We start from the raw sequence: 20,669 nt of genomic DNA, 5'->3' as shown, positions 1-20,669 counted from the left end.
AATCTTGGGACGTGCGGGGCGGATCAGTCCAGCCTTGGCTGCACGCTGGCGATACCGACCTCGGCGCTGCCTTGCGCCAGGCGGATGGTGAGCTCGCTGCGCGCGGCGAGCTCGGCCGGCGAGTGCATCACGCGGCCGTTGCGGTCGGTGACGATGGCATAGCCGCGCTCCAGCGTGCGCTGCGGGTTGAGCAACTCGAGCTGGGTATTGAGCCCGGCCAGCGCCTGGCGTTGGCGCAGCTGCTGAGCCGCCAGGGCGCCGTGCAGGCGGCGCGCGAGGTCGCTGACGTCGCGCCGTGCATGGGCGGTGTCGGGCAACTGGTGCGCCAGGCGGGTGGAGAGTTGCTGCAGGCGATGCTGCATCCGGGTCAGCGGCACCCGCGTGGCGTGCGACAGGCGCGTCTGCAGCGCCAGCAGTTTGACGCGTTCGTGCTGGATGTAAGCGCCCGGGTTGACCAGGCGGCGCGAGAGCCAGTCCATGGTCTGCGCCTTTTCCGTCAGCGAGCGGCGCAGCGCGCGCGTCAGGTCGGCAGCGTGGCCGTGCAGGGCGGCCAGCCAGTCGGCGCGGGCGGTGGCGGCCATCTCGGCGGCGGCGGTCGGGGTCGGCGCGCGCAGGTCGGCGGCGAAGTCGGCGATGGTGACATCGGTTTCATGGCCCACGCCGGAAACCACCGGCATCGAACACCCGGCGATGGCGCGCGCCACCACTTCTTCGTTGAAGGACCACAGGTCTTCGATGCTGCCGCCGCCGCGGCCCACCAGCAACACGTCGCACTCGGCGCGCGCGCTGGCGGTCTGGATGGCGGCGGCGATGCGCTGGGCCGAGCCTTCGCCCTGCACCGGCGTGGGGTAGAGGATCACCTCGACATGCGGCGCGCGGCGTCGCAGCGTGGTCAGGATGTCGCGCAGCGCGGCGGCCTGCGGGCTGGTGACGATGCCGATGCGGCGCGGAAAGACCGGCAGCGCCCGTTTGGCGTCGCGGTCGAACAGTCCCTCGCGCTCCAGCTTTTCCTTCAGCTGCAGAAAGGCGGCGTAAAGATCGCCCACGCCGGACTTGCGGATGGCTTCGACGTTCAATTGATAGTCGCCGCGCGGCGCGTACAGCGTGACCAGCGTGCGCACCTCGACCTTGTCACCCTCGCGCGGCATGAAGCCGGCGTACTGGGCGCGGCCCTTGAACATCACGGCGCGCACCTGGGCGCCGTCATCCTTGAGGTTGAAGTACCAGTGGCCGGAAGCGGCGCGGGTGAAATTGGAAATCTCGCCCTTGACCCAGATCAGCGGAAAGGTGCGCTCCAGCACGCGCGCCACCGACTGGTTCAGCGCCGACACGCTCAGCACCGGCGGGCCGCCGTCGCCGGAAGGCGCGGGCTGGGCGGGGCGGGCGGACGGGAACGGGGGAAACTTGTCGGCAGGCATAGGGCGTCGATAGGGGCGTGGGTGACTCAGGGGCGATACAATGCGGCATTGTAAAGCCAATGCGGCCGGGGCCGTTGCGCTTGCCGCGCGGCGCGCAACAGGCTACATTCTGCACCCAGATTCCGGCGGGCCGCGCGCATGACCTTGCATGCCGCGCCCGCCAAGCACCTTTCTCTATATAGGAGTTCGTTTTGTTCGCCATCATCCTCGCCGCCGGCTGGCCGATCTGGCCGTTGCTGATTGCTTCCATCATCGGCCTGGCGCTGATCATCGAACGCCTGGTCTACCTGCGCCGCACGCGCGTGCTGCCGCCGGAACTGTTGGCTGACGTGGTGCGCGTCTACCAGAGCGGCCGCGTCAACGACGACGTGATCGACAAGCTGGAGCAGAATTCGCCGCTGGGCCACGTGCTGGCCGCCGGCCTGCGCAACGTCGACGCGCCGCGCGAAGTGATGAAGGAAGCCATCGAGGAAGCCGGTCAGGCTGCCGCGCACCGCTTGGAACGTTTTCTCACCACGCTGGGCACGATCGCCTCGCTGGCGCCGCTGATGGGTCTGTTCGGCACCGTGGTCGGCATGATCGAGATCTTCGCCTCGCAGAACGCGGCCGGCACCAACCCGGCCCAGCTGGCGCACGGTATTTCCATCGCGCTCTACAACACCGGCTTCGGCCTGGCGATTGCGATGCCGGCGCTGGTGTTCTACCGCCACTTCCGCGCGCTGGTCGACAGCTTCGTGGTGGATATGGAGCAGCAGGCGGTCAAGTTCGTGGACATCGTGCACGACGTGCGCCGTTAATCAGAGGCCGACATGAATTTCCGCAAAGGCCGCCCGCGCGAAGACCTGGAGATCAACCTGATCCCCTTCATCGACGTACTGCTGGTGATCGTGATCTTCCTGATGGTGACCACTACCTACAGCAAGTTCACCGCGCTGCAGATCACGCTGCCCACCGCCGACGCGCAGAAGGCGCTGGAGCAGCCGTTCGAGATCAACATCGCGGTCGACGCCAACGGCCGCTACGCCATCAACAACGCCCGCATCGCCGCGCGCGACGCGCAGGGCCTGTCCGATGAAATGCAGGCGGCGGCCAAACGCGCCAACGCCAAGGGCGATCCGGTGATCATTATCAACGCCGACGCGCTGGCCACGCACCAGACCGTGGTCAACGTGCTGGAGGCGGCGCGCATCGCCGGTTACCCGAAGGTGACCTTCGCCGCGCAATCGAGCAGCAAGTAATTTGCAGTAAAAACAGGACGGCCCGCCGCGCATGCCGGCGGGCCGTTCGCATGAAGACACAGGAAATCGAGATTTGTCCGACACCAACCCTCATCGCAACGCAGAAGCCGTCCTGACCCGCGCCTGGCAACGCCGCGGGCCGCTGGCGTGCGCGCTGTGGCCGCTGTCGCTGCTGTTCGGCGCGCTGGCGGCGCTGCGACGGGCGTTGTTCGCGCTGGGCGTCAAGCAAGCCGAACGGCTGCCGGTGCCGGTGGTCGTGGTGGGCAACGTATTCGTCGGCGGCACCGGCAAGACGCCGTTCTCGATCTGGTTGATCGAGGCGCTGCGCGCGGCGGGGTTCACGCCCGGCGTGGTCTCGCGGGGTTATGGCGGCGAGCAGGATGTGGCCGAGGTCAGGGCCGATTCCGCCGCTGCGCGGGTGGGTGACGAGCCGCTGCTGATCGTGCAGCGCACCGGCGTGCCGCTGGTGGTCGGCCGCCGCCGTGTGCAGGCCGGTCGTGCGCTGCTGGCGGCGCATCCGGAGGTGAATGTGGTGATTTCCGACGACGGCTTGCAGCACTACGCGCTGGCGCGCGACGTCGAGATCGTGCTGTCGGACGCGCGCGGCAACGGCAACGGCTGGTTGCTGCCGGCCGGTCCGCTGCGCGAGCCGGCCTCGCGCCGCCGTGATTTTTCGGTGGCCAACCTGCCGGCCGGCAGCACCGCGCCGCAGGGCGTGCATGCGATGCGGCTGGAGGCCGGGCTGGCGGTCCAACTGGCGCCGCCCTCGGCGCAGCGTGCGCTGGCGTCGATGGGAGAGGGCGGCGGGGGCGGCGAGGAGGGCGTGCGTATCGCCGCAGTGGCCGGCATCGGCAACCCGGGACGCTTCTTCGCCACGCTGCGCAGCGCCGGCCTGGCGTTTGCCGAGCATCCGCTGCCTGATCATTACGACTTCGCCGCCAATCCCTTTGCGGGCCTGGCCGCCGATGTCATTCTGATCACCGAGAAGGATGCAGTAAAATGCAGGGCTATCGAGGCCATCCGAAACGACCCGCGCATCTGGGTCGTGCCCGTATCAGCGCGCATCGAAGGCGCGCTGGCTGAACATATAGTGGAGAAACTCCGTGAACGCCCGACTGCTTGATATCCTGGTCTGCCCCGTCTGCAAGGGCCCGTTGGACTACGACAAAAAAGCGCAGGAACTGATCTGCAAAGGCGACAAGCTGGCCTACCCCATCCGTGACGGCATCCCCATCATGTGGGCGGACGAAGCGCGCGACATCAATGCCACACCGGCCGCGCCGGCAGCCTGATCAAGGCCGCGGTCGGCGGCGCGCAAGCGCCTGGCCGGCCTGAACGCTCCGCTTTTTTCGCATTTCTTTGCCTGCAGCTGATCCCATGTCTTTCATCGTCATCATTCCGGCGCGCCTGGCGTCGACGCGATTGCCCAACAAGCCGTTGGCCGACCTGGGCGGCAAGCCGATGATCGTGCGCGTGGCCGAGCGCGCCGCGCTGTCGGGAGCTTCGCGCATCATCGTCGCCACCGATCATCACGACATCCATGCCGCCTGCCAGCAGCATGGCGTGGAAGTGGCGATGACCCGCGCCGACCATCCCTCCGGCACCGACCGCATCGCCGAGGTGGCCGCTTCGCTGGATTTGGCCGACGACGCCGTGGTAGTCAACGTGCAGGGCGACGAGCCGCTGATCGACCCCGGTCTGATCGCCGCTACCGCCGGCCATATCAAGGCCGGCGTGCCGATGGCCACCGCCGCGCACGCGATCGAGACGGCGGCCGACGCCTTCAATCCCAACGTCGTGAAGGTGGTGCTGAACAAGGACGGCTGCGCCATGTACTTCTCGCGCGCCACCATTCCCTGGCACCGCGACGCCTTCGCCAAGTCGCGCGACGCGTTGCCCGAGGCGCACGGCCCCGAGCACGCCAACGACTACACGCCGCTGCGCCACATCGGCCTGTACGCCTACAGCAACCAGTTCCTGCAGCTGTACCCGACGCTGACGGCTTCGCCGGTGGAGCGCATCGAGGCGCTGGAGCAGTTGCGCGTGCTGTGGCACGGGCATTCCATCGCGGTGCACGTGACATCGCTGGTGCCCGAAGCGGGCGTGGATACGCCGGAAGACCTGTTGCGCGTACGCAAGCATTTCGAGGCGCCGCCGGATAGCGATCTGGTAAAAACCATCTCCTCCCTGTGAGCCCGTCGCGCGTGTGAAGGGGATTTGCGACAAGGCGCATCAGCGCTGCGTTCTGTAAGTTTTCTGTCAACCTCGCGCGACACAATCCGGAGCTGGAGACTGCTTAAAAATCAGGCGTTTGTCATGGTTCAGTAAGATTTTGTGGTAAGTTTCGTCCAGAGCAGATGCAGGCGGCGCCCCATAAAAGCCAGACAATCGCCCCGGTGGCCGGTTCCGACCGCCCTCCCATCGCAAAAGAATTCAAGCATTCATATTTCAGAAACCTCAATTTAGGAAACAATATGCGCCTCATCCTTTTAGGAGCGCCTGGTGCCGGTAAAGGTACGCAAGCCACTTTTATCAAGGAAAAATTCAACATCCCGCAAATCTCCACCGGCGACATGCTGCGCGCCGCCGTGGCTGCGGGAACTGAACTGGGCATCGCCGCCAAGAAGGTGATGGACGCAGGTGGCCTGGTGTCGGACGACATCATCATCGGCCTGGTCAAGGACCGCCTGAAGCAGGCGGATTGCGCCAACGGTTACCTGTTCGACGGTTTCCCGCGCACCACACGCCAGGCTGACGCCATGAAGGAAGCCGGCGTGGCCATCGACTACGTCCTGGAAATCGACGTGCCCGACAGCGCCATCGTCGAGCGTATGAGCGGTCGCCGCGTGCACCCTGCGTCGGGCCGCACCTACCACGTCAAGTTCAATCCGCCCAAGGTCGAGGGCAAGGATGACGCCACCGGCGAAGCGCTGATCCAGCGCGACGACGACAAGGAAGAAACCGTCAAGAAGCGCCTGACCGTGTACCACGACCAGACCGAAGTGCTGCTGAGCTACTACGGCGACTGGGCCAAGTCGGGCCAGCCCGGCGCGCCGAAGTATCGCAAGATCGCCGGCGTGGGACCGGTGGAAGAAATCAGGGATCGTGCATTTGCCGCCCTGGCGGAGTAAAGTAAAGCGGACTACGGTCCGCTTTTTTATTGCCCGCGCAGTTGACCGCGCGCGGCAGGAAGACCGGATACAGGCAGTAGGGTGAAGCTGGATATGGCCGATGGTTCATCGCGAACCGGCGGCGGCAGCCCGGGCATGCACAACAAGTCCAAGAAAAAGGGCGACCAATTGCAGGCGCAGTATCGGCGGTGGCGGCGGCAGCAGCAAGGCCGGACGACACGGCGGATGTTCGTGATTGTTGATGAGTCGTGATAACAAGGAGACAAAGATGGCACTTGCCTTATGGTTCGCCATTGCCTGCGGCGTTGTCGCAGTGCTTTATGGCCTCGTATCCCGTAGCTGGATTCTCAAACAAGACCCGGGCAACGCCCGCATGCAGGAGATCGCCGGCGCGATCCAGCAGGGAGCAGGCGCCTACCTCGCACGGCAGTACCGCACCATCGCCATGGTCGGTGTGGTGCTGCTGATCGTGATCGCGTTGATCCCGGGGCTGGGCTGGATGACGGCCTTGGGCTTCCTGCTGGGCGCGGTGCTGTCGGGCGCCTGCGGCTTCATCGGCATGAACGTCTCGGTGCGCGCCAACGTGCGCACCGCCCAGGCCGCCACACGCGGTATGAACGAGGCGCTGGGCGTGGCGTTTCGCGGCGGGGCCATCACCGGCATGCTGGTGGTGGGGCTGGGCCTGTTGGGCGTGACGCTGTTCTTCTGGGCCTTGTTCATCTACGGCCAGGGACGTGCGCCCAACCTGCATGACGCCATCAAGCCGTTGATCGGCCTGGCCTTCGGCGCATCGCTGATCTCCATCTTCGCACGCCTCGGCGGCGGCATCTTCACCAAGGGCGCCGACGTCGGCGCCGACCTGGTCGGCAAGGTCGAGGCCGGCATACCCGAGGACGATCCGCGCAATCCGGCGGTGATCGCCGACAACGTGGGCGACAACGTGGGCGACTGCGCCGGCATGGCGGCCGACCTGTTCGAGACTTATGTAGTCACGCTGGTGGCGACCATGCTGCTGGGCAGCCTGATGTTGACGGGCATGGAGCTGCTGGCGGTGCTGTATCCGCTGGCGCTGGGCGGGGTATCGATCCTGGCCTCCATCGTCGGCTGCTCGATGGTCAAGGCGCAGCCGGGCAAGAAGATCATGTCGGCGCTCTACACCGGCCTGTGGTGGTCGGCCGGCCTGTCGCTGATCGGCTTCGTGGTCGTCAGCTGGCTGATGCTGCCGCCCGAGCTGCGCATGCCGCTGGTGGGCTCGGCGGTGATTGGCATCGTGCTGACCGGCGTGATGGTCTACGTCACCGAGTATTACACCGGCACCGACTTCAAGCCGGTGCGCCACATCGCCGAGGCGTCGACTACCGGTCACGGCACCAACATCATCGCCGGGCTCGGGGTGTCGATGAAATCCACCGCCTGGCCGGTGCTGGCGGTGTGCGCGGCCATCGTCGGTTCTTACTGGCTGGCCGGCTTGTATGGCATCGCCATCGCCGCGACCTCGATGCTGTCGATGGCCGGCATCGTGGTGGCGCTGGATGCATACGGCCCGATCACCGACAACGCCGGCGGTATCGCCGAGATGGCCGGTATGCCGGATTCGGTGCGCGCCATCACCGATCCGCTGGACGCCGTGGGCAACACCACCAAGGCCGTCACCAAGGGCTATGCGATCGGCTCGGCAGGGCTGGCGTCGCTGGTGCTGTTCGCCGACTACACCCATGCATTGGAGACCTACGGCAAGAGCGCCACCTTCGACCTCTCCAGCCCGGCGGTGATCATCGGGCTGTTCATCGGCGGCCTGATCCCGTACCTGTTCGGCGCCATGGCGATGGAGGCGGTGGGACGCGCCGCCGGCGCCGTGGTGGTCGAGGTGCGGCGCCAGTTCAGCGAGATCAAGGGCATCATGGACGGCAGCGGACGGCCAGAGTACGACCGCGCGGTCGACATGCTGACCTCGTCGGCGATCCGCGAGATGATCCTGCCCTCGCTGCTGCCGGTGATCGTGCCGATCTTGGTGGGCCTGCTGCTGGGCGCATCGGCCCTGGGCGGGATGTTGATGGGCACCATCGTCACCGGCCTGTTCGTGGCGATCTCGATGACCACCGGCGGTGGCGCCTGGGACAACGCCAAGAAGTACATCGAGGACGGCCATCACGGCGGCAAGGGATCGGATGCGCACAAGGCCGCCGTCACCGGCGACACCGTGGGCGACCCGTACAAGGACACCGCGGGCCCCGCGGTCAACCCGCTGATCAAGATCATCAACATCGTGGCCTTGCTGATGGTGCCGCTGTTGCCGGCGCTGCCGGCCTGATCCTTCCTGTCATCTTCCACTGAGGATTGTCGCCGCGCGGATATTTGCCGCGCGGCGGCGCGCGCATAATCCCTCTCTGCTACCGCAGCGGCTGCATTGCCAGACGCGGCGATCCGACAAATAATAGGCGCTCATCCAACAGCCGCTGGCCAGCCATGGTGTTGACGTATGCCGGACGGCGATCCCGTCCGGCGTGCTGCAGGCGCCATCGGAACAACAAAGCAAGGAGACAGCATGCGCATTGAAGGAAATGTTTTCATCGTCACCGGCGCCGCATCCGGCCTGGGCGCCGCCACCGCGCGCATGATCGCCGCCGCCGGCGGCAAGCCGGTGCTGGCCGACCTGAACGAGGACGCCGGCAGCAAGCTGGCGCAGGAGCTGGACGGCGTGTTTGTACGCTGCGACGTCAGCTCCGAAGAGGACGCGCAAGCCGTGGCGCGCGCAGCGCAGGCGTTGGGCACGCTGCGCGGCCTGGTCAATTGCGCCGGCATCGCGCCGGCCGAGAAACTGATCGGCAAGAGCGGCCCGCATACCATGGCGCTGTTCATGAAGACGCTCAACATCAACCTGGTCGGCAGTTTCAACATGGCGCGCTTCGCCGCCGACGCAATGGCGAAGACCGACGCGGTCGAAGAGGGCGAGCGCGGCGTGATCATCAACACCGCCTCGGTCGCGGCGTACGATGGCCAGATCGGGCAGACTGCCTATTCGGCCTCCAAGGGCGCCATCGTCGCCATGACCTTGCCGATGGCGCGCGACCTGTCGCGCACCGGCATTCGCGTCATGACCATCGCGCCCGGCATCTTCGAGACGCCAATGATGCTGGCCATGCCGCAGGAGGTGCTGGATTCGCTGGGCCAGGCGGTGCCGTTTCCGCCGCGCCTGGGTCGCGCCACCGAGTATGCGCAACTGGCCAGGACCATCATCGAGAACGTCATGCTCAACGGCGAGACCATCCGCCTGGATGGGGCGATCCGTATGGCGCCCAAATGAGCCCGGTCACGCGGCATGCGCGCAACTGAGCGATCTCGGTTGTGCGCTGCATCTCAACATTTTTCGCCATTCCCGGAAAGCTGCTGATAAGCTCTTGACATGGAGTCAACAGAGCAAAAAACAGGATTAATCCTGACGGGAGGGGGCGCGCGGGCGGCCTATCAGGTGGGCGTGCTCAACGCCCTGTCTTTCATTTTGCTCGAATCCGGCTGGCCGGTTCACCGCAATCCTTTCCCCATCATCTGCGGCACTTCGGCCGGCGCCATTAACGGCACCGCGCTGGCCTGCCGCGCCGACGATTTCGGCGAGGCGGTGCGCGAGCTGATGTCGGTGTGGGCCAACTTCAAGGTGGAGCAGGTCTATCGTTCCGACTCGCTGGGCGTGCTGCGCTCGGGGGCGCGCTGGCTGTCGCTGTTTTCTTTCGGCTGGATGTTGCGCAAGTGGCGCGCCAATCCGCCCAACTCCCTGCTGGACAACACGCCGCTGGTGTCGATGCTGCATCGCCTGCTGGACCTGCCGCGGCTGGACGCCGCGCTGGCCGACGGCAACCTGCATGCGCTGGCGGTGACGGCCTCGTCCTATTCCAGCGGCCAGCACATCACCTTCTACCAGTGCATGGACGAGATCGAGCCGTGGCGCCGCACCCAGCGGCTGGCCATGCGCGACCAGATCGGCATCGACCACTTGCTGGCGTCCTCGGCGATCCCGTTCATCTTCCCGGCCATCCCGGTCTACATTGACGGCCGCTGCGAATACTGCGGTGACGGCTCGATGCGCCAGATTGCGCCGATCTCGCCGGCTATTCACCTAGGGGCCACCAAGGTACTGGTGATTGGCGCCGGCCGCATGGGCGAGCGCGGCGAGGACGCGCCTACCAACACGCCGCAATATCCCAGCCTGGCGCAGGTGGCCGGCCATGCGATGTCGAGCATCTTCCTCGATGGACTGGCGGCCGATATCGAGCGCACCAACCGAGTCAACCAGACCCTGTCGGTGCTCACGCCCGAGCAACGCCTGCGTACGCCGCTCAAGCCGGTGCGCACGCTGGTGATTTCGCCCTCTGAACGCATCGACAGCATTGCCAGCCGGCACGTGGACAGCCTGCCGCGGCCGATCCGCACCATGCTGGGCGGCATCGGCGCCACCGAGGCGCGCGGTTCCGCGCTGGCGTCGTATCTGCTGTTCGAGCAGAGCTTCACACGCGAGCTGATTGCCTTGGGTGAGGCCGACACCTATGCCAAGCGCGATGAGGTGCTGGCCTTTTTTGAACCGGAAACGGCGCAGTTGCTCCAAGCCTGAGTTTGCATGGAGCGGGAAAGCGCTGTTCCGACGGGGTGTCGCCTTGTTTCCGGTCAAGCCCTGGGCAGGGGCACCGGTTGCCTAGCTGAAAGCAAAACGTTAATCTACGATGTTGTATTGCTGATGATTAATATTATTGCAACCAAATAAATGCGAGCCCGACTGATTTCCTCGATCTTCACCCGTTATTGGCTGGTCCTCCTGACCGCGCTGATGCTGGCCGCGCCGGTTCATGCCCGCGGCCCCGAGCCGGGCGGCCTGCCCGACGTCACGCTGGACCAGCTGCCGCGCGAGGCGCAGCAGACCATGGCCCTGATCCGTCAGGGAGGCCCTTTCCCGTATGACAAGGACGGCTCGGTTTTCGGCAACTATGAAGGGGTTTTACCCAAGCAAAAGCGCGGGTATTATCACGAATTCACGGTCAAAACCCCGCGCGCGCGCAACCGCGGGGCCCGCAGAATCATCAGTGGGGGCGAACCGAAGAGTTCCGGCGAATACTATTACACGAGCGACCATTACAAGACGTTCCGCCGGATCCGCGATTGAGCGCAGCGCCGAAGCGGCCAAGCGATACAGCGACAGAGCGATTTCATGCAATACAGGCAGGGCGTCCAGCCGCTGCTTCCAGCCAGGGATGCAACCACTACCTCGTCAATGGATACTGAAGGGAGAATGAGTTTGTTTAAAACGGTGCCGCCAAATATAGTGCAATCGATTCGCGCCTTCCGCGTGAACGAATTGCAGGAAGAGGCTGCTCGTCTGGAGCAGCACTTTCTCTACGCCTATTGCGCCGAGGCCGTCACCAAGCAGCAGGTGCTGACCACCATCGCCACCGCTTTCCATTTCCCCCGGCATTTCGGCAAGAACTTCGACGCCCTGGCCGATTGCCTGACCGACCTGACTTACAAGTCCGGCAAGCAACCCGGCTTCGTCGTGGTGCTGGAACAACTCCCCAACACCCAGAAATTTGACAAGGAAGCCCGTGAGACCCTGCTCGACGTATTCCGCGACGCCGCGGATTACTGGGCCGAGAAGAAGATCGCGTTCCGGGTCTTCTATTCCTTCCAGTAATTTCTTGTAAGCAATTCAAGCCTTCGTTGCCTTTCGTTACCATTGCGCGCGCCGAAAATCGGCGGCGCAGGGGCCTCCAACAGGTACAATGCGCACACCATGAGAAGCATTGTCATCCTGATTTCCGGACGCGGCAGCAATATGGAAGCCATCGTCCGCGCCGCACAGGCCGAGCAGTGGCCCGCCAGAATTTCCGCAGTCATCAGTAACCGCGCCGACGCCAGCGGGCTTGATTTCGCCGCCGCGCACGGCATCCCGACCGAGGTGATCCCCAACAAGGATTACCCCACGCGGGACCAGTTCGACGCCGCGCTGCGCGGGAAGATCGACGCCTATGAGCCGGATCTGGTGGTGCTGGCCGGCTTCATGCGCATCCTGACGACGCCCTTCGTGGATCACTACCGCGGCCGTATGCTCAACATCCATCCGTCGCTGCTGCCCAGTTTTCCCGGCCTTGCCACGCATCGCCAGGCGCTGGCCGCTGGCGTCAAGCTGCACGGAGCCACCGTGCATTTCGTCACGCCCGACCTGGACCACGGCCCGATCGTCGCCCAGGCCTGCGTGCCGGTGCTGGAGGACGACAGCGAAGAGATCCTTGCCGAGCGCGTGCTGGAACAGGAACACGTGATTTATCCGCGCGCCGTGCGCTGGTTCATCGATGGCCGCCTGGCGCTGGAAGGCGCCCGCGTGCGGCTGGCGCCGATGGCTGCCGAAGCGGCGGCCGGCGTGCTCGACAATGCTTCCGTCATTGCCATTTGAGCCAAGCTGAGCCCATCTGAGCAAATCTGAGCCATTAAGGCCTTACCCCATTTTGAAACTGAAGGACCAAGCATGAGATTGCCTCCCGCGATCATTCCCCATACCGAAGAACTGTTGCGCGAAGTGCTGCGCTTCACCGGCCCGGCCGACGTGACGCTGTCGCGTTATTTCCGCGAGAACCCGCGCCTGGGCAGCCGCGAGCGCGGCGTGATCGCCGAGGCCGTGTACGGCCTGCTGCGCAACAAGTCGGTGCTGACCAATTTCGCCGAGTCCGGCAACGGCCCGATGATGCGCCGCCTGGCGCTGCTGGGCCTGGCCGACGCGGTCGGCGCCGAGTCCATCGCCGGCCTGCAGGAAGGCGAGGGCGAGTGGCTGGCGCGCGTGGCCCAGATTGATCGCAGCCAGCTGCCGGCGCAACTGCGCAGCAACCTGCCGCCGTGGCTGTTCGAGAAGCTGGTGGCGCGCGTAGGCGAAGCCGCCACGCTGGAACTGGCCGACGCCATGAACCGCCCGGCGCCGCTGGACCTGCGCGTGAACGCCTTGAAGGCCGATCGCGACACCGTGATCGCCGAGCTGGCCAAGGCGCCGGTGGCCTGCGAACCTACGCCGTATGCGCCGCTGGGTTTGCGCGTGATGAAGAAGCCCGCGCTGCAGAACCTGCCGCTGTTCAAGGACGGCGCCATCGAAGTGCAGGACGAAGGCAGCCAGCTGCTGGCCCACATCGTCGGCGCCAAGCGCGGCGAGATGGTGGTGGACTTCTGCGCCGGCGCCGGCGGCAAGACCCTGGCGCTGGGCGCGGTGATGCGCAATACCGGTCGCCTGTATGCCTTTGACGTCTCCGAGAAGCGCCTGGCCAAGCTCAAGCCGCGCCTGGCGCGCAGCGGCTTGTCCAACGTGCACCCAGTGGTGATCGCCCACGAGAACGACGCCAAGGTCAAGCGTCTGGCCGGCAAGATTGATCGCGTGCTGGTCGACGCGCCTTGCAGCGGCTTGGGCACCTTGCGCCGCAATCCCGACATGAAGTGGCGCCAGACCGTCGAGACCCTGACCGAGATGCGCGCCAAGCAGACCAGCATCCTGGCCAGCGCTGCGCGCCTGGTGCGTCCGGGCGGCCGTCTGGTGTACGGCACCTGCAGCATCCTGGAAGAGGAAAACGACGAAGTCATCGCCGACTTCCTGCAGTCGCACCCCGACTTCACGCTGCGTCCGATGGGCGATGTGCTGGCCGAGCAAAAGATCACCCTGGAGATGGGCGACTACCTGAAGCTGCTGCCCAACCAGCATCAGACGGACGGTTTCTTTGCCGCCGTGCTGGAGCGCCGCGCTTGATCTTGCCGCGGTTTGTCTTGCGCGGGCTGACGTCCGCGCTGATGGCCGGCGTATTGCTCGCCCCTGCATTCGGCAAGGATGCGGCGCCGGCGACCATGGCCGCGCAGGGCACGATGCAGGCGGCTTTTGCACCGTGGGACGACGTCGAGGGCCTGATCGTCGATCAGCTCGGCGACGCCCGCAAGCAGGTACTGGTGCAGGCCTACCTGCTGACCAGCCGCCCCATCACCGATGCGCTGGTGCAGGCCAAAAAACGCGGCATTGACGTGCGCGTGCTGGTAGATGGCGGCCAGCTGGACAAGAACTCCACCGAGCGCCTGCAGCAGCTGCGCGCGGCCGGCGTGCCGGTGTGGCTGGAGACGAAATACCGCAACGCGCATAACAAGGTGATCGTGATCGATGCCGCGCTACCGTCGGCTACCGTGATCACCGGCAGCTACAACTTCACCTGGTCGGCGCAGCACAAGAACGCTGAAAACATCCTGGTGCTGGGCAAGAATCCGCCGCTGGCGGCGCGTTATGCCGCCAACTGGCAACGCCACCGCGCCGACGCCGAGGTAGTGCCGTGACCGATCATTTCTTCTCGCTGTTTACGGCCTATGAGCCGATGGCCGTGCTGCGCCAGCTGCTGGTCATCGTCGCCTGCGTGTTGGGCGGTATCGGCCTGTCGCGCTGGCTGCGCGGCATGTTCAGCATCAATCTCGGCGGCGATGACGACGGGCAATCGGTCGTGCAGATCGGCGTCAAGAGCTTTGCTCGCGTGCTGTCGCCGTTGCTGGCGCTGCTGCTGCTGACCGGCGCCTACTACGGCCTGAAGCATCTGCGCCACCCGGTGTCGCTGTGGGAGATCATGTTCCCGCTGGCCATCGCCCAGGTGGCGATGCGCTTCGTGTTCTACGTGCTGCGCGGCATCTTCGTCAAGGACGCCACCGTGGGCGCGCTGCTGCACCTGTCGGAGAAGGTGATCGCGGTGCTGGTGTGGATCTGCGTGCTGTTGTGGATCACCGGCCTGTGGCCGGACTTCGTCGACTACCTCGATACCACCACGCTGCCGCTGGGGCGTCACAAGGTGTCGCTGCTGACCGTGCTGCAGGCGGTGGCTTCGGTGCTGGTGACACTGATCATCGCGCTGTGGATCGGGGCCGTGCTGGAAAACCGGCTGATGAAATTCAGCGGCATGCATTCCTCGCTGCGCACCGTGGTGGGACGCATGACCAAGGCGGTGCTGATCCTGATCGCCTTCCTGGTCAGCCTGTCGCTGGTGGGGATCGACCTGACTGTGCTGTCGGTGTTCGGCGGCGCGCTGGGCGTGGGTATCGGTCTGGGCCTGCAGAAGATTGCCAGCAGCTATGTGTCGGGCTTCGTGATCCTGCTCGAGCGCAGCATGGTGATCGGCGACATGGTTGCTGTTGAGAAATATTTCGGTCGCGTCACCCAGATCAACACCCGCTACACCATCTTGGAAGGGCTGGACGGCATCGAGTCGGTATTGCCCAACGAACTGTTTGTCTCCAATCCGGTACAGAACTATTCGTTGACGCATCGCATTGTACGTTTGTCCACACAGCTTACAATTCTGTATCAGGACGATGTGGAAACCGTCTTGTCTATTATCGAGCAGGCCGCACTTGGGGTGCAGCGGGTGTCGCAGCAGACGGCACCGCAGGCCTTGCTGATCAAGATCGGCGCCGACGGCCTGGATCTGGAGCTGGGGTTCTGGATCACTGACCCTGAAAACGGGCGTCTGAACGTGATTTCCGATGTCAACAGGGCAATCTGGAAAGCCTTCAAGCAGCACGGGATACAGCTGGCCCATGCCAAGCGGGATATTCGCATCATGGATGAGCGCAGCTTCCGGCAATCCGTCCCTCCGGAAAATCCTGATGCCCGAAATGTCCCAGACGAGAATAATTCGCGTACAATGCGCGGTACTTAAAAGAAAATAAAAACATTTTCACGGAACAAGTTAGTTTTTCCGATAGCTGTTTTCTATTTGGAGTAGTGATGACTTTAGATGCGATCCTCGACTTTGTTGCCAACGGCTTGCTGCACGCGAGCGGTTGGCAGATTGTCATTTACACATTGGTGATGACCCACATCACCATCGTGGGCGTGACACTCTACCTGCATCGTTGCCAAGCGCATCGCGCGCTCGAACTGCACGCGATCCCCAGCCACTTCTTCCGTCTGTGGCTGTGGATGACGACCGGCATGGTGACCAAGGAATGGGCCGCCATCCACCGCAAGCACCACGCCAAGTGCGAGACCGAAGAAGATCCGCACAGCCCGCAGACCCGCGGCATCAACAAGGTGATGTGGCAGGGCGCCGAGCTGTATCGCGAAGAGTCCAAGAATGCCGAGACCATGGAAAAATTCGGTCATGGCACCCCGGATGACTGGCTCGAGCACAATATCTACAGCAAGTACGGCTGGCAGGGTGTGGGCATCATGCTGATCATCGACGTGCTGCTGTTCGGCGCCATCGGCCTGGCCGTGTGGGCGGTGCAAATGGCCTGGATCCCGTTCTGGGCGGCCGGCGTGGTCAACGGCCTGGGTCACTTCTGGGGCTATCGCAACTACGACTGCAACGACGCCGCGACCAACCTGTTCCCGATCGGCATCATCATCGGCGGCGAGGAAATGCACAACAACCACCACACCTTCGGCACCTCGGCCAAGTTCTCGGCCAAGTGGTATGAATTCGACATCGGCTGGATGTACATCCGCATTCTGGAAACCTTCGGCCTGGCCAAGGTGAAGAAGGTCGCCCCGGTGCCGAAGTTCGACAGCAAGAAGGCCGTGATCGACCTGGACACCCTGCAGTCGGTGATTTCCAACCGCTACGACGTGACCGCCAAGTACGCTCGCTCGGTCAAGGATGCCTGGAAGGACGAGCTGGACCATCTGATCGAAAAGGCCAAGCTGGAATCGCGCTTCCTGAAGTCCTCCAAGAAGCTGCTGCAGCGCGAGCCGGCCAAGCTGGAAGACGGCCAGAAGCAACAACTGTCCGAGCTGTTCGCCCACAGCAAGGCGCTGCAGACCATGCACGAGATGCGTGTCGAGCTGGGCGCCATTTGGGAGCGTTCGCATTCGACCCGCGAGCAACTGCTGCAGCAACTGCAAGACTGGTGCGCACGCGCTGAAGCCTCCGGCATCAAGGCCTTGCGCGAGTTCGCACTGCGCCTGCGCAGCTACGCCTGATCCTTATCTTGTCCACAGGGCCGGTGCGGCTGGTGGATGAAAGACAAAACCCCGCAGATGGACGTCTGCGGGGTTTTTGTTTATCCGGCGTCTTATGCCGTTTCGCGGTCAATGCAGCGATGCTGGGTCCCGGCCCGCACCGGGACGACGAGTACGGAAAATCGGCCATCGGGAGATTGAGCGCCTCTTCCTTGTCGTTCCGGCGCAGGCCGGAACCCGGCGTCGTTCATCGTGCCGCGCAGGCAATAAAAAACCCCGCCAGAGCGGGGTTCTTCATCACCAAGAGAGGGATCAATTACTTGATCTTGGTCTCTTTGTATTCGACGTGCTTACGAGCCTTGGGATCGAACTTCATGATGGTGATCTTTTCGGGCGTAGTACGCTTGTTCTTGGTGGTGGTGTAGAAGTGACCAGTACCTGCGGTCGACTCCAGTTTGATTTTGTCGCGGCCGGATTTCGCCATGATAGATTTCCTTTACTCTGCTAGTTAGACTTTTTCGCCGCGAGCACGCAGATCGGCCAGGACGGCATCGATGCCGATCTTGTCGATCACGCGCAGGCCGGCGTTGGACAAACGCAGCGAAACCCAGCGGTTCTCGGATTCGACGAAAATACGACGATTCTGCAGGTTCGGCAGGAAACGACGCTTGGTCTTGTTGTTTGCATGGGAAACGTTGTTGCCGACCATCGGCCCCTTCCCGGTGACTTGGCAGACACGTGCCATGTTAGTACTCCTTAAAAATTTCCGAATTTGGGAAAAACGAGAGTATAGGGAAAAAACATTGATTTTTCAATGACTTGCAGAAAAAAATGGTGTCTTTGTATTTTTGTTAAATTTAACAATTTGCGCCAGGCACCTTCGCACTAAACGGTTTTCTGCAAAAAATCCCCTTTCCAACAAGGACTTACGTGCGATTGCTGAGCGTCGGTCTCACATTTGGCCGTGCTCCGCAAAGGAGTGCGTGCGTGTTCCCGCCACCACGAAATGGTCCAGCACCTGTACCTCAACCAGTCCCAGCGCCTGTTTCAGCATCGCGGTCAGTTCCACGTCCGCCTGGCTGGGGCGGGGATCGCCGGAAGGGTGGTTGTGCGCCAGGATCACCGCTGCGGCGTTGCGCGCCAGCGCCGCCTTGACCACTTCGCGCGGGTAGACGCTGGCCTGGCTCAGCGTGCCGCGAAACATTTCCTCGGTCGAGATCAGGCGGTTGCGCACGTCCAGGAACAGCACGATGAAGCATTCATGACCTTTGTTCTTGAACAGCAGTTTCAGGTACTGGCCGACCGCCTGGGTCGAATTGAGCAGCGCGCCGTCTTCCAGCTGTTCGCCCAGCGCCCGCCTGGCCAGTTCCAGCACGGCCTGCAGCTGGGCGTACTTGGCCGGACCCAGGCCGTTGATGGCTGAAAACTTGGGCAGGCTGGCGCCGAACAGGGCATCCAGCGAACCGAAGCGCTGCAGCATCTCGCGCGCCAGGTCGACCGCGCTCTTGCCGGCCACGCCGACGCGCAGGAACACCGCCAGCAATTCGGCGTCGGACAGCGCGGCGGCCCCTTGGCGAATCAGGCGCTCGCGCGGGCGCTGGTCTTCAGGCCAATCTGTTATTGCCATGTCGTTATGATGAGGTGAAGTGGAGGGGGGCTTGAGCAGGATCAACAGCGCCGGCAAGATCGGGGCGCCCGGCTGGGCCCGCCGCGCCTGTGGCGCGACGCGGCGGGCAAACGTGGCTTACAATAGCGGGTTCTTGTGCATCTCTGAATTCCTTTCATGTCCAGCCCATCCGTCCCGGTCGTCAACGACAACGCCTACCTCACCCTGCATTACCGCCTGGCTTCGCTGGACGGTGAGGACATCGTCAGCACCTTCAACGAAAACCCGGCGACGCTGCAGTTCGGCCAGGGCCAGCTGGCGCCGTTCCTGGAGGCTTGCCTGCTGGGCCTGCCGGAAGGCACTCACCAGACCTTCGAGCTGCCGCCCGAAAAGGCTTTCGGCGAGCGCAGCGACGAGCTGATCCAACGTATCTCGCGCGCCACGCTGGAAGAAAACTCTTCCATGGACGAGGATTACCGCGTGGGCGACCTGGTGGACTTCGCCGCGCCCGGTGGCGGTCGTTTCGCCGGCATCATCCGGTCGATCGACGATGATGGGGCCATCTTCGATTTCAATCACCCTTTGGCCGGCCAGACGCTGAAGTTTGAAGTGAAAATCATTGGAATTCTGTGATCCGGTCCAACATCAGCAGCACAACGCCAGACAAGTTTTGAATCAAGGAAGCCACTATGGATAAAGCGGAATCCGAAATCCTGCTCGCACAGCCGCGCGGCTTTTGCGCCGGCGTCGACCGCGCCATTGAGATCGTCGAGCGCGCGCTGCAGCAGTTCGGCGCGCCCATCTACGTGCGCCACGAGATCGTGCACAACGCCTACGTGGTCAGCGACCTGCGCGCCAAGGGCGCGGTGTTCATCGAAGAGCTGGCCGACGTCCCGGCCGGCAATACCGTCATCTTTTCGGCCCACGGCGTCTCCAAGGCGATCCAGGCGGAAGCCGCCGAGCGCGGCCTGACCGTGTTCGACGCCACCTGCCCGCTGGTGACCAAGGTCCATATGGAAGTGGCCAAGATGCGCCGCGAGGGGCGCGAGATCATCATGATCGGCCACGCCGGTCACCCCGAGGTCGAAGGCACCATGGGCCAGACCGAAGCAGGCATGCACCTGGTGGAAACCGTGGACGACGTGCTGAGCCTGCAGGTCGCTGATCCCGAGCTGCTGGCCTACGTGTCGCAGACCACGCTGTCGGTGGACGACACTGCCGAGATCATCGCCGCCCTGCGCCAGCGCTTCCCGGCGATTGCCGAACCGAAGAAGGGCGACATCTGCTATGCCACCACCAATCGCCAGGAAGCGGTGAAGTTCATGGCGCCGCAGGTGGATGTGGTGATCGTGGTCGGCAGCCCCAACAGCTCCAACTCCAACCGCCTGCGCGAGCTGGCCGAGAAGAAAGGCGTGCCCGCCTTCATGATCGACAACGCCGCGCTGATCCAGCCCGAGTGGGTGGCCGGCAAGCAACGCATCGGCGTGACCGCCGGCGCCTCGGCGCCCGAGGTGCTGGTGCAGGCCGTGATCGACCGATTGAAGGAAATCGGCTCGCGCAGCGTGCGTGTACTCGACGGCATCGAGGAAAACGTCACCTTCCCGCTGCCCAAGGGCCTGGGCGCACGCGCCACGGCGGAAAGCGCCTGATCTTCGGCGGCGCGTCGCCGAAAGGCTTGATTGCAGGAAAAGGCTTGCGGATGCAAGCCTTTTTCATTTCTGCGATCCCTGCTGCATGAAAGCCACGGAATTGATTGGTCTTACCGCAATTCTTATGTAACAGCCTCGTCTTTTGTCTAGATTGTGCGTCCGTTCTGCGTATAATTCCGCACCAATATTGACGTGCCACCCACCAGGCAGGCACGCGCAAGCCCGCCGCAGTTGTACGCAGGCAGGGCGCCACGCCGCACCAGCGGCGTAACAGGAGACAGGGAGCACCCACATGCAAGTCCACATGCCCACCGGCAGCTGTCGGCCTATCCGGCATTCCAGCCTCAAGCGCATCGTGCGCATCCGCGGCGATAGCGGCTGAAGCGATTTCCTCTTTTATTCCCTGCCTGGCGTATCCGATCGCGCAGGATTGGCAATGGTCTTTTTATGAAGACCTGAGACGGTCATCCTGGCAGGCGGGAACGAATTTTGCTCATCTGCAGGTTTTGTCGGCGGCCTCATCGCCCCGACATTTTTCATCATTTCAGAGTGAAGAGTTATCCATGGACATTTTCATCCAGCAGATCATCAACGGATTGGTGCTAGGGAGCATGTATGCGCTGATCGCGTTGGGTTACACGATGGTGTACGGCGTGCTGAACCTGATCAACTTTGCGCACGGCGA

At 63.7% G+C, this 20,669-nt stretch carries 23 protein-coding genes and 1 pseudogene; 20 read left to right on the top strand and 4 right to left on the bottom strand.

Translation table 11 applies throughout. The features are described from left to right. Nucleotides 1-23: 23 nt before the first annotated feature. A complete protein-coding gene (gene xseA / locus J8I26_RS22035; protein WP_209609277.1) occupies nucleotides 24-1,418 on the bottom strand; it encodes an exodeoxyribonuclease VII large subunit in 1,395 nt (464 codons plus the stop codon). Between the two features lie 191 nt (nucleotides 1,419-1,609). Here xseA and J8I26_RS22030 point away from each other — a divergent pair, with 191 nt between their 5' ends. The 17 genes from J8I26_RS22030 (at nucleotide 1,610) to J8I26_RS21950 (ending at nucleotide 16,750) form a co-directional block, all read left to right on the top strand. Next, nucleotides 1,610-2,215 (top strand): MotA/TolQ/ExbB proton channel family protein, encoded by a 606-nt coding sequence (locus J8I26_RS22030; RefSeq protein WP_209609276.1) that lies wholly within the window; start codon nucleotides 1,610-1,612, stop codon nucleotides 2,213-2,215. A gap of 12 nt (nucleotides 2,216-2,227) precedes the next feature. Further along, the gene (locus tag J8I26_RS22025; protein WP_209609275.1) at nucleotides 2,228-2,656 is read left to right on the top strand and encodes a biopolymer transporter ExbD; all 429 of its coding nucleotides are present in this window, start codon (nucleotides 2,228-2,230) and stop codon (nucleotides 2,654-2,656) included. 73 nt (nucleotides 2,657-2,729) lie between these two features. Further along, entirely contained in the window at nucleotides 2,730-3,779 is a 1,050-nt protein-coding gene (gene lpxK, locus J8I26_RS22020; RefSeq protein WP_245200463.1) for a tetraacyldisaccharide 4'-kinase, read from the top strand. Then, nucleotides 3,760-3,948 carry a Trm112 family protein gene (locus tag J8I26_RS22015; RefSeq protein ID WP_209609270.1) on the top strand — a complete coding sequence of 63 codons (189 nt, stop codon included), beginning with the start codon at nucleotides 3,760-3,762 and terminating at the stop codon, nucleotides 3,946-3,948. Before lpxK ends, J8I26_RS22015 begins: the two co-directional genes overlap by 20 nt. An 85-nt stretch (nucleotides 3,949-4,033) precedes the next feature. Beyond that, nucleotides 4,034-4,849, top strand: a complete 816-nt coding sequence (kdsB, locus tag J8I26_RS22010; RefSeq protein ID WP_209609268.1) for a 3-deoxy-manno-octulosonate cytidylyltransferase — start codon at nucleotides 4,034-4,036, stop codon at nucleotides 4,847-4,849. A gap of 281 nt (nucleotides 4,850-5,130) precedes the next feature. Further along, nucleotides 5,131-5,787: an adenylate kinase gene (gene adk / locus J8I26_RS22005; protein WP_209609266.1), complete on the top strand. Its 657-nt coding sequence runs from the start codon at nucleotides 5,131-5,133 to the stop codon at nucleotides 5,785-5,787. 81 nt (nucleotides 5,788-5,868) lie between these two features. After that, nucleotides 5,869-6,039, top strand: coding sequence for a hypothetical protein (locus tag J8I26_RS22000; RefSeq protein ID WP_209609264.1), 171 nt, complete (start codon nucleotides 5,869-5,871; stop codon nucleotides 6,037-6,039). 16 nt (nucleotides 6,040-6,055) lie between these two features. Continuing rightward, nucleotides 6,056-8,098 carry a sodium-translocating pyrophosphatase gene (locus tag J8I26_RS21995; RefSeq protein ID WP_209609262.1) on the top strand — a complete coding sequence of 681 codons (2,043 nt, stop codon included), beginning with the start codon at nucleotides 6,056-6,058 and terminating at the stop codon, nucleotides 8,096-8,098. Nucleotides 8,099-8,332: 234 nt separating this feature from the next. Continuing rightward, a complete protein-coding gene (locus tag J8I26_RS21990; RefSeq protein ID WP_209609261.1) occupies nucleotides 8,333-9,091 on the top strand; it encodes an SDR family NAD(P)-dependent oxidoreductase in 759 nt (252 codons plus the stop codon). Between the two features lie 99 nt (nucleotides 9,092-9,190). After that, nucleotides 9,191-10,390 carry a patatin-like phospholipase family protein gene (locus J8I26_RS21985; protein ID WP_209609259.1) on the top strand — a complete coding sequence of 400 codons (1,200 nt, stop codon included), beginning with the start codon at nucleotides 9,191-9,193 and terminating at the stop codon, nucleotides 10,388-10,390. Between the two features lie 150 nt (nucleotides 10,391-10,540). Continuing rightward, complete coding sequence (locus J8I26_RS21980; protein WP_209609257.1) at nucleotides 10,541-10,936, top strand: ribonuclease; 396 nt, start codon at nucleotides 10,541-10,543, stop codon at nucleotides 10,934-10,936. 45 nt (nucleotides 10,937-10,981) lie between these two features. After that, nucleotides 10,982-11,461 (top strand): barstar family protein, encoded by a 480-nt coding sequence (locus tag J8I26_RS21975; RefSeq protein ID WP_245200462.1) that lies wholly within the window; start codon nucleotides 10,982-10,984, stop codon nucleotides 11,459-11,461. Nucleotides 11,462-11,560: 99 nt separating this feature from the next. After that, the gene (gene purN, locus J8I26_RS21970; protein ID WP_209609254.1) at nucleotides 11,561-12,220 is read left to right on the top strand and encodes a phosphoribosylglycinamide formyltransferase; all 660 of its coding nucleotides are present in this window, start codon (nucleotides 11,561-11,563) and stop codon (nucleotides 12,218-12,220) included. Between the two features lie 72 nt (nucleotides 12,221-12,292). Continuing rightward, entirely contained in the window at nucleotides 12,293-13,549 is a 1,257-nt protein-coding gene (locus tag J8I26_RS21965) for an RsmB/NOP family class I SAM-dependent RNA methyltransferase (RefSeq protein ID WP_209609252.1), read from the top strand. Nucleotides 13,550-13,590: 41 nt separating this feature from the next. Next, nucleotides 13,591-14,118, top strand: a complete 528-nt coding sequence (locus tag J8I26_RS21960; RefSeq protein ID WP_209609310.1) for a phospholipase D family protein — start codon at nucleotides 13,591-13,593, stop codon at nucleotides 14,116-14,118. Further along, a complete protein-coding gene (locus J8I26_RS21955; protein ID WP_209609250.1) occupies nucleotides 14,115-15,485 on the top strand; it encodes a mechanosensitive ion channel domain-containing protein in 1,371 nt (456 codons plus the stop codon). The genes J8I26_RS21960 and J8I26_RS21955 overlap by 4 nt, the downstream gene beginning before the upstream one ends. A 68-nt stretch (nucleotides 15,486-15,553) precedes the next feature. Next, nucleotides 15,554-16,750, top strand: a complete 1,197-nt coding sequence (locus J8I26_RS21950; RefSeq protein WP_209609248.1) for an acyl-CoA desaturase — start codon at nucleotides 15,554-15,556, stop codon at nucleotides 16,748-16,750. 295 nt (nucleotides 16,751-17,045) lie between these two features. Here J8I26_RS21950 and rpmG read toward each other — a convergent pair whose 3' ends face one another. From rpmG to radC, 3 genes are all read right to left on the bottom strand, one after another. After that, nucleotides 17,046-17,213 (bottom strand): 50S ribosomal protein L33, encoded by a 168-nt coding sequence (gene rpmG / locus J8I26_RS21945; protein ID WP_008114372.1) that lies wholly within the window; start codon nucleotides 17,211-17,213, stop codon nucleotides 17,046-17,048. Between the two features lie 24 nt (nucleotides 17,214-17,237). Then, nucleotides 17,238-17,474, bottom strand: a complete 237-nt coding sequence (gene rpmB / locus J8I26_RS21940; protein WP_006463730.1) for a 50S ribosomal protein L28 — start codon at nucleotides 17,472-17,474, stop codon at nucleotides 17,238-17,240. Between the two features lie 207 nt (nucleotides 17,475-17,681). Next, a complete protein-coding gene (radC, locus tag J8I26_RS21935; RefSeq protein WP_209609246.1) occupies nucleotides 17,682-18,356 on the bottom strand; it encodes a DNA repair protein RadC in 675 nt (224 codons plus the stop codon). A 156-nt stretch (nucleotides 18,357-18,512) separates the two neighbouring features. Here radC and J8I26_RS21930 point away from each other — a divergent pair, with 156 nt between their 5' ends. The 3 genes and pseudogenes from J8I26_RS21930 to J8I26_RS21920 form a co-directional block, all read left to right on the top strand. Next, nucleotides 18,513-18,968: a peptidylprolyl isomerase gene (locus J8I26_RS21930; protein ID WP_209609245.1), complete on the top strand. Its 456-nt coding sequence runs from the start codon at nucleotides 18,513-18,515 to the stop codon at nucleotides 18,966-18,968. 56 nt (nucleotides 18,969-19,024) lie between these two features. After that, nucleotides 19,025-19,984 (top strand): 4-hydroxy-3-methylbut-2-enyl diphosphate reductase, encoded by a 960-nt coding sequence (gene ispH, locus J8I26_RS21925; protein WP_209609244.1) that lies wholly within the window; start codon nucleotides 19,025-19,027, stop codon nucleotides 19,982-19,984. Nucleotides 19,985-20,547: 563 nt separating this feature from the next. Then, nucleotides 20,548-20,669 (top strand): annotated as a pseudogene (locus tag J8I26_RS21920) (branched-chain amino acid ABC transporter permease); the annotation flags it as partial.

This window comes from Herbaspirillum sp. LeCh32-8 (assembly GCF_017814915.1).
Lineage (GTDB): Bacteria > Pseudomonadota > Gammaproteobacteria > Burkholderiales > Burkholderiaceae_D > Herbaspirillum.
This window is presented reverse-complemented; position numbering and strand designations above follow the sequence as displayed.

What these genes read in the sequence shown, in the direction of transcription:
- J8I26_RS21995 (WP_209609262.1), top strand. Translation starts at nt 6,056, where the DNA reads ATGGCACTTGCCTTATGGTTCGCCATTGCCTGCGGCGTTGTCGCAGTG.
- rpmG (WP_008114372.1), bottom strand. Translation starts at nt 17,213, where the DNA reads ATGGCGAAATCCGGCCGCGACAAAATCAAACTGGAGTCGACCGCAGGT.
- J8I26_RS21990 (WP_209609261.1), top strand. Translation starts at nt 8,333, where the DNA reads ATGCGCATTGAAGGAAATGTTTTCATCGTCACCGGCGCCGCATCCGGC.
- J8I26_RS21960 (WP_209609310.1), top strand. Translation starts at nt 13,591, where the DNA reads ATGGCCGGCGTATTGCTCGCCCCTGCATTCGGCAAGGATGCGGCGCCG.
- J8I26_RS22025 (WP_209609275.1), top strand. Translation starts at nt 2,228, where the DNA reads ATGAATTTCCGCAAAGGCCGCCCGCGCGAAGACCTGGAGATCAACCTG.
- radC (WP_209609246.1), bottom strand. Translation starts at nt 18,356, where the DNA reads ATGGCAATAACAGATTGGCCTGAAGACCAGCGCCCGCGCGAGCGCCTG.
- rpmB (WP_006463730.1), bottom strand. Translation starts at nt 17,474, where the DNA reads ATGGCACGTGTCTGCCAAGTCACCGGGAAGGGGCCGATGGTCGGCAAC.
- adk (WP_209609266.1), top strand. Translation starts at nt 5,131, where the DNA reads ATGCGCCTCATCCTTTTAGGAGCGCCTGGTGCCGGTAAAGGTACGCAA.
- J8I26_RS21965 (WP_209609252.1), top strand. Translation starts at nt 12,293, where the DNA reads ATGAGATTGCCTCCCGCGATCATTCCCCATACCGAAGAACTGTTGCGC.
- J8I26_RS21930 (WP_209609245.1), top strand. Translation starts at nt 18,513, where the DNA reads ATGTCCAGCCCATCCGTCCCGGTCGTCAACGACAACGCCTACCTCACC.
- J8I26_RS21980 (WP_209609257.1), top strand. Translation starts at nt 10,541, where the DNA reads ATGCGAGCCCGACTGATTTCCTCGATCTTCACCCGTTATTGGCTGGTC.
- J8I26_RS21985 (WP_209609259.1), top strand. Translation starts at nt 9,191, where the DNA reads ATGGAGTCAACAGAGCAAAAAACAGGATTAATCCTGACGGGAGGGGGC.
- ispH (WP_209609244.1), top strand. Translation starts at nt 19,025, where the DNA reads ATGGATAAAGCGGAATCCGAAATCCTGCTCGCACAGCCGCGCGGCTTT.
- purN (WP_209609254.1), top strand. Translation starts at nt 11,561, where the DNA reads ATGAGAAGCATTGTCATCCTGATTTCCGGACGCGGCAGCAATATGGAA.
- J8I26_RS21950 (WP_209609248.1), top strand. Translation starts at nt 15,554, where the DNA reads ATGACTTTAGATGCGATCCTCGACTTTGTTGCCAACGGCTTGCTGCAC.
- kdsB (WP_209609268.1), top strand. Translation starts at nt 4,034, where the DNA reads ATGTCTTTCATCGTCATCATTCCGGCGCGCCTGGCGTCGACGCGATTG.
- J8I26_RS21975 (WP_245200462.1), top strand. Translation starts at nt 10,982, where the DNA reads ATGCAATACAGGCAGGGCGTCCAGCCGCTGCTTCCAGCCAGGGATGCA.
- xseA (WP_209609277.1), bottom strand. Translation starts at nt 1,418, where the DNA reads ATGCCTGCCGACAAGTTTCCCCCGTTCCCGTCCGCCCGCCCCGCCCAG.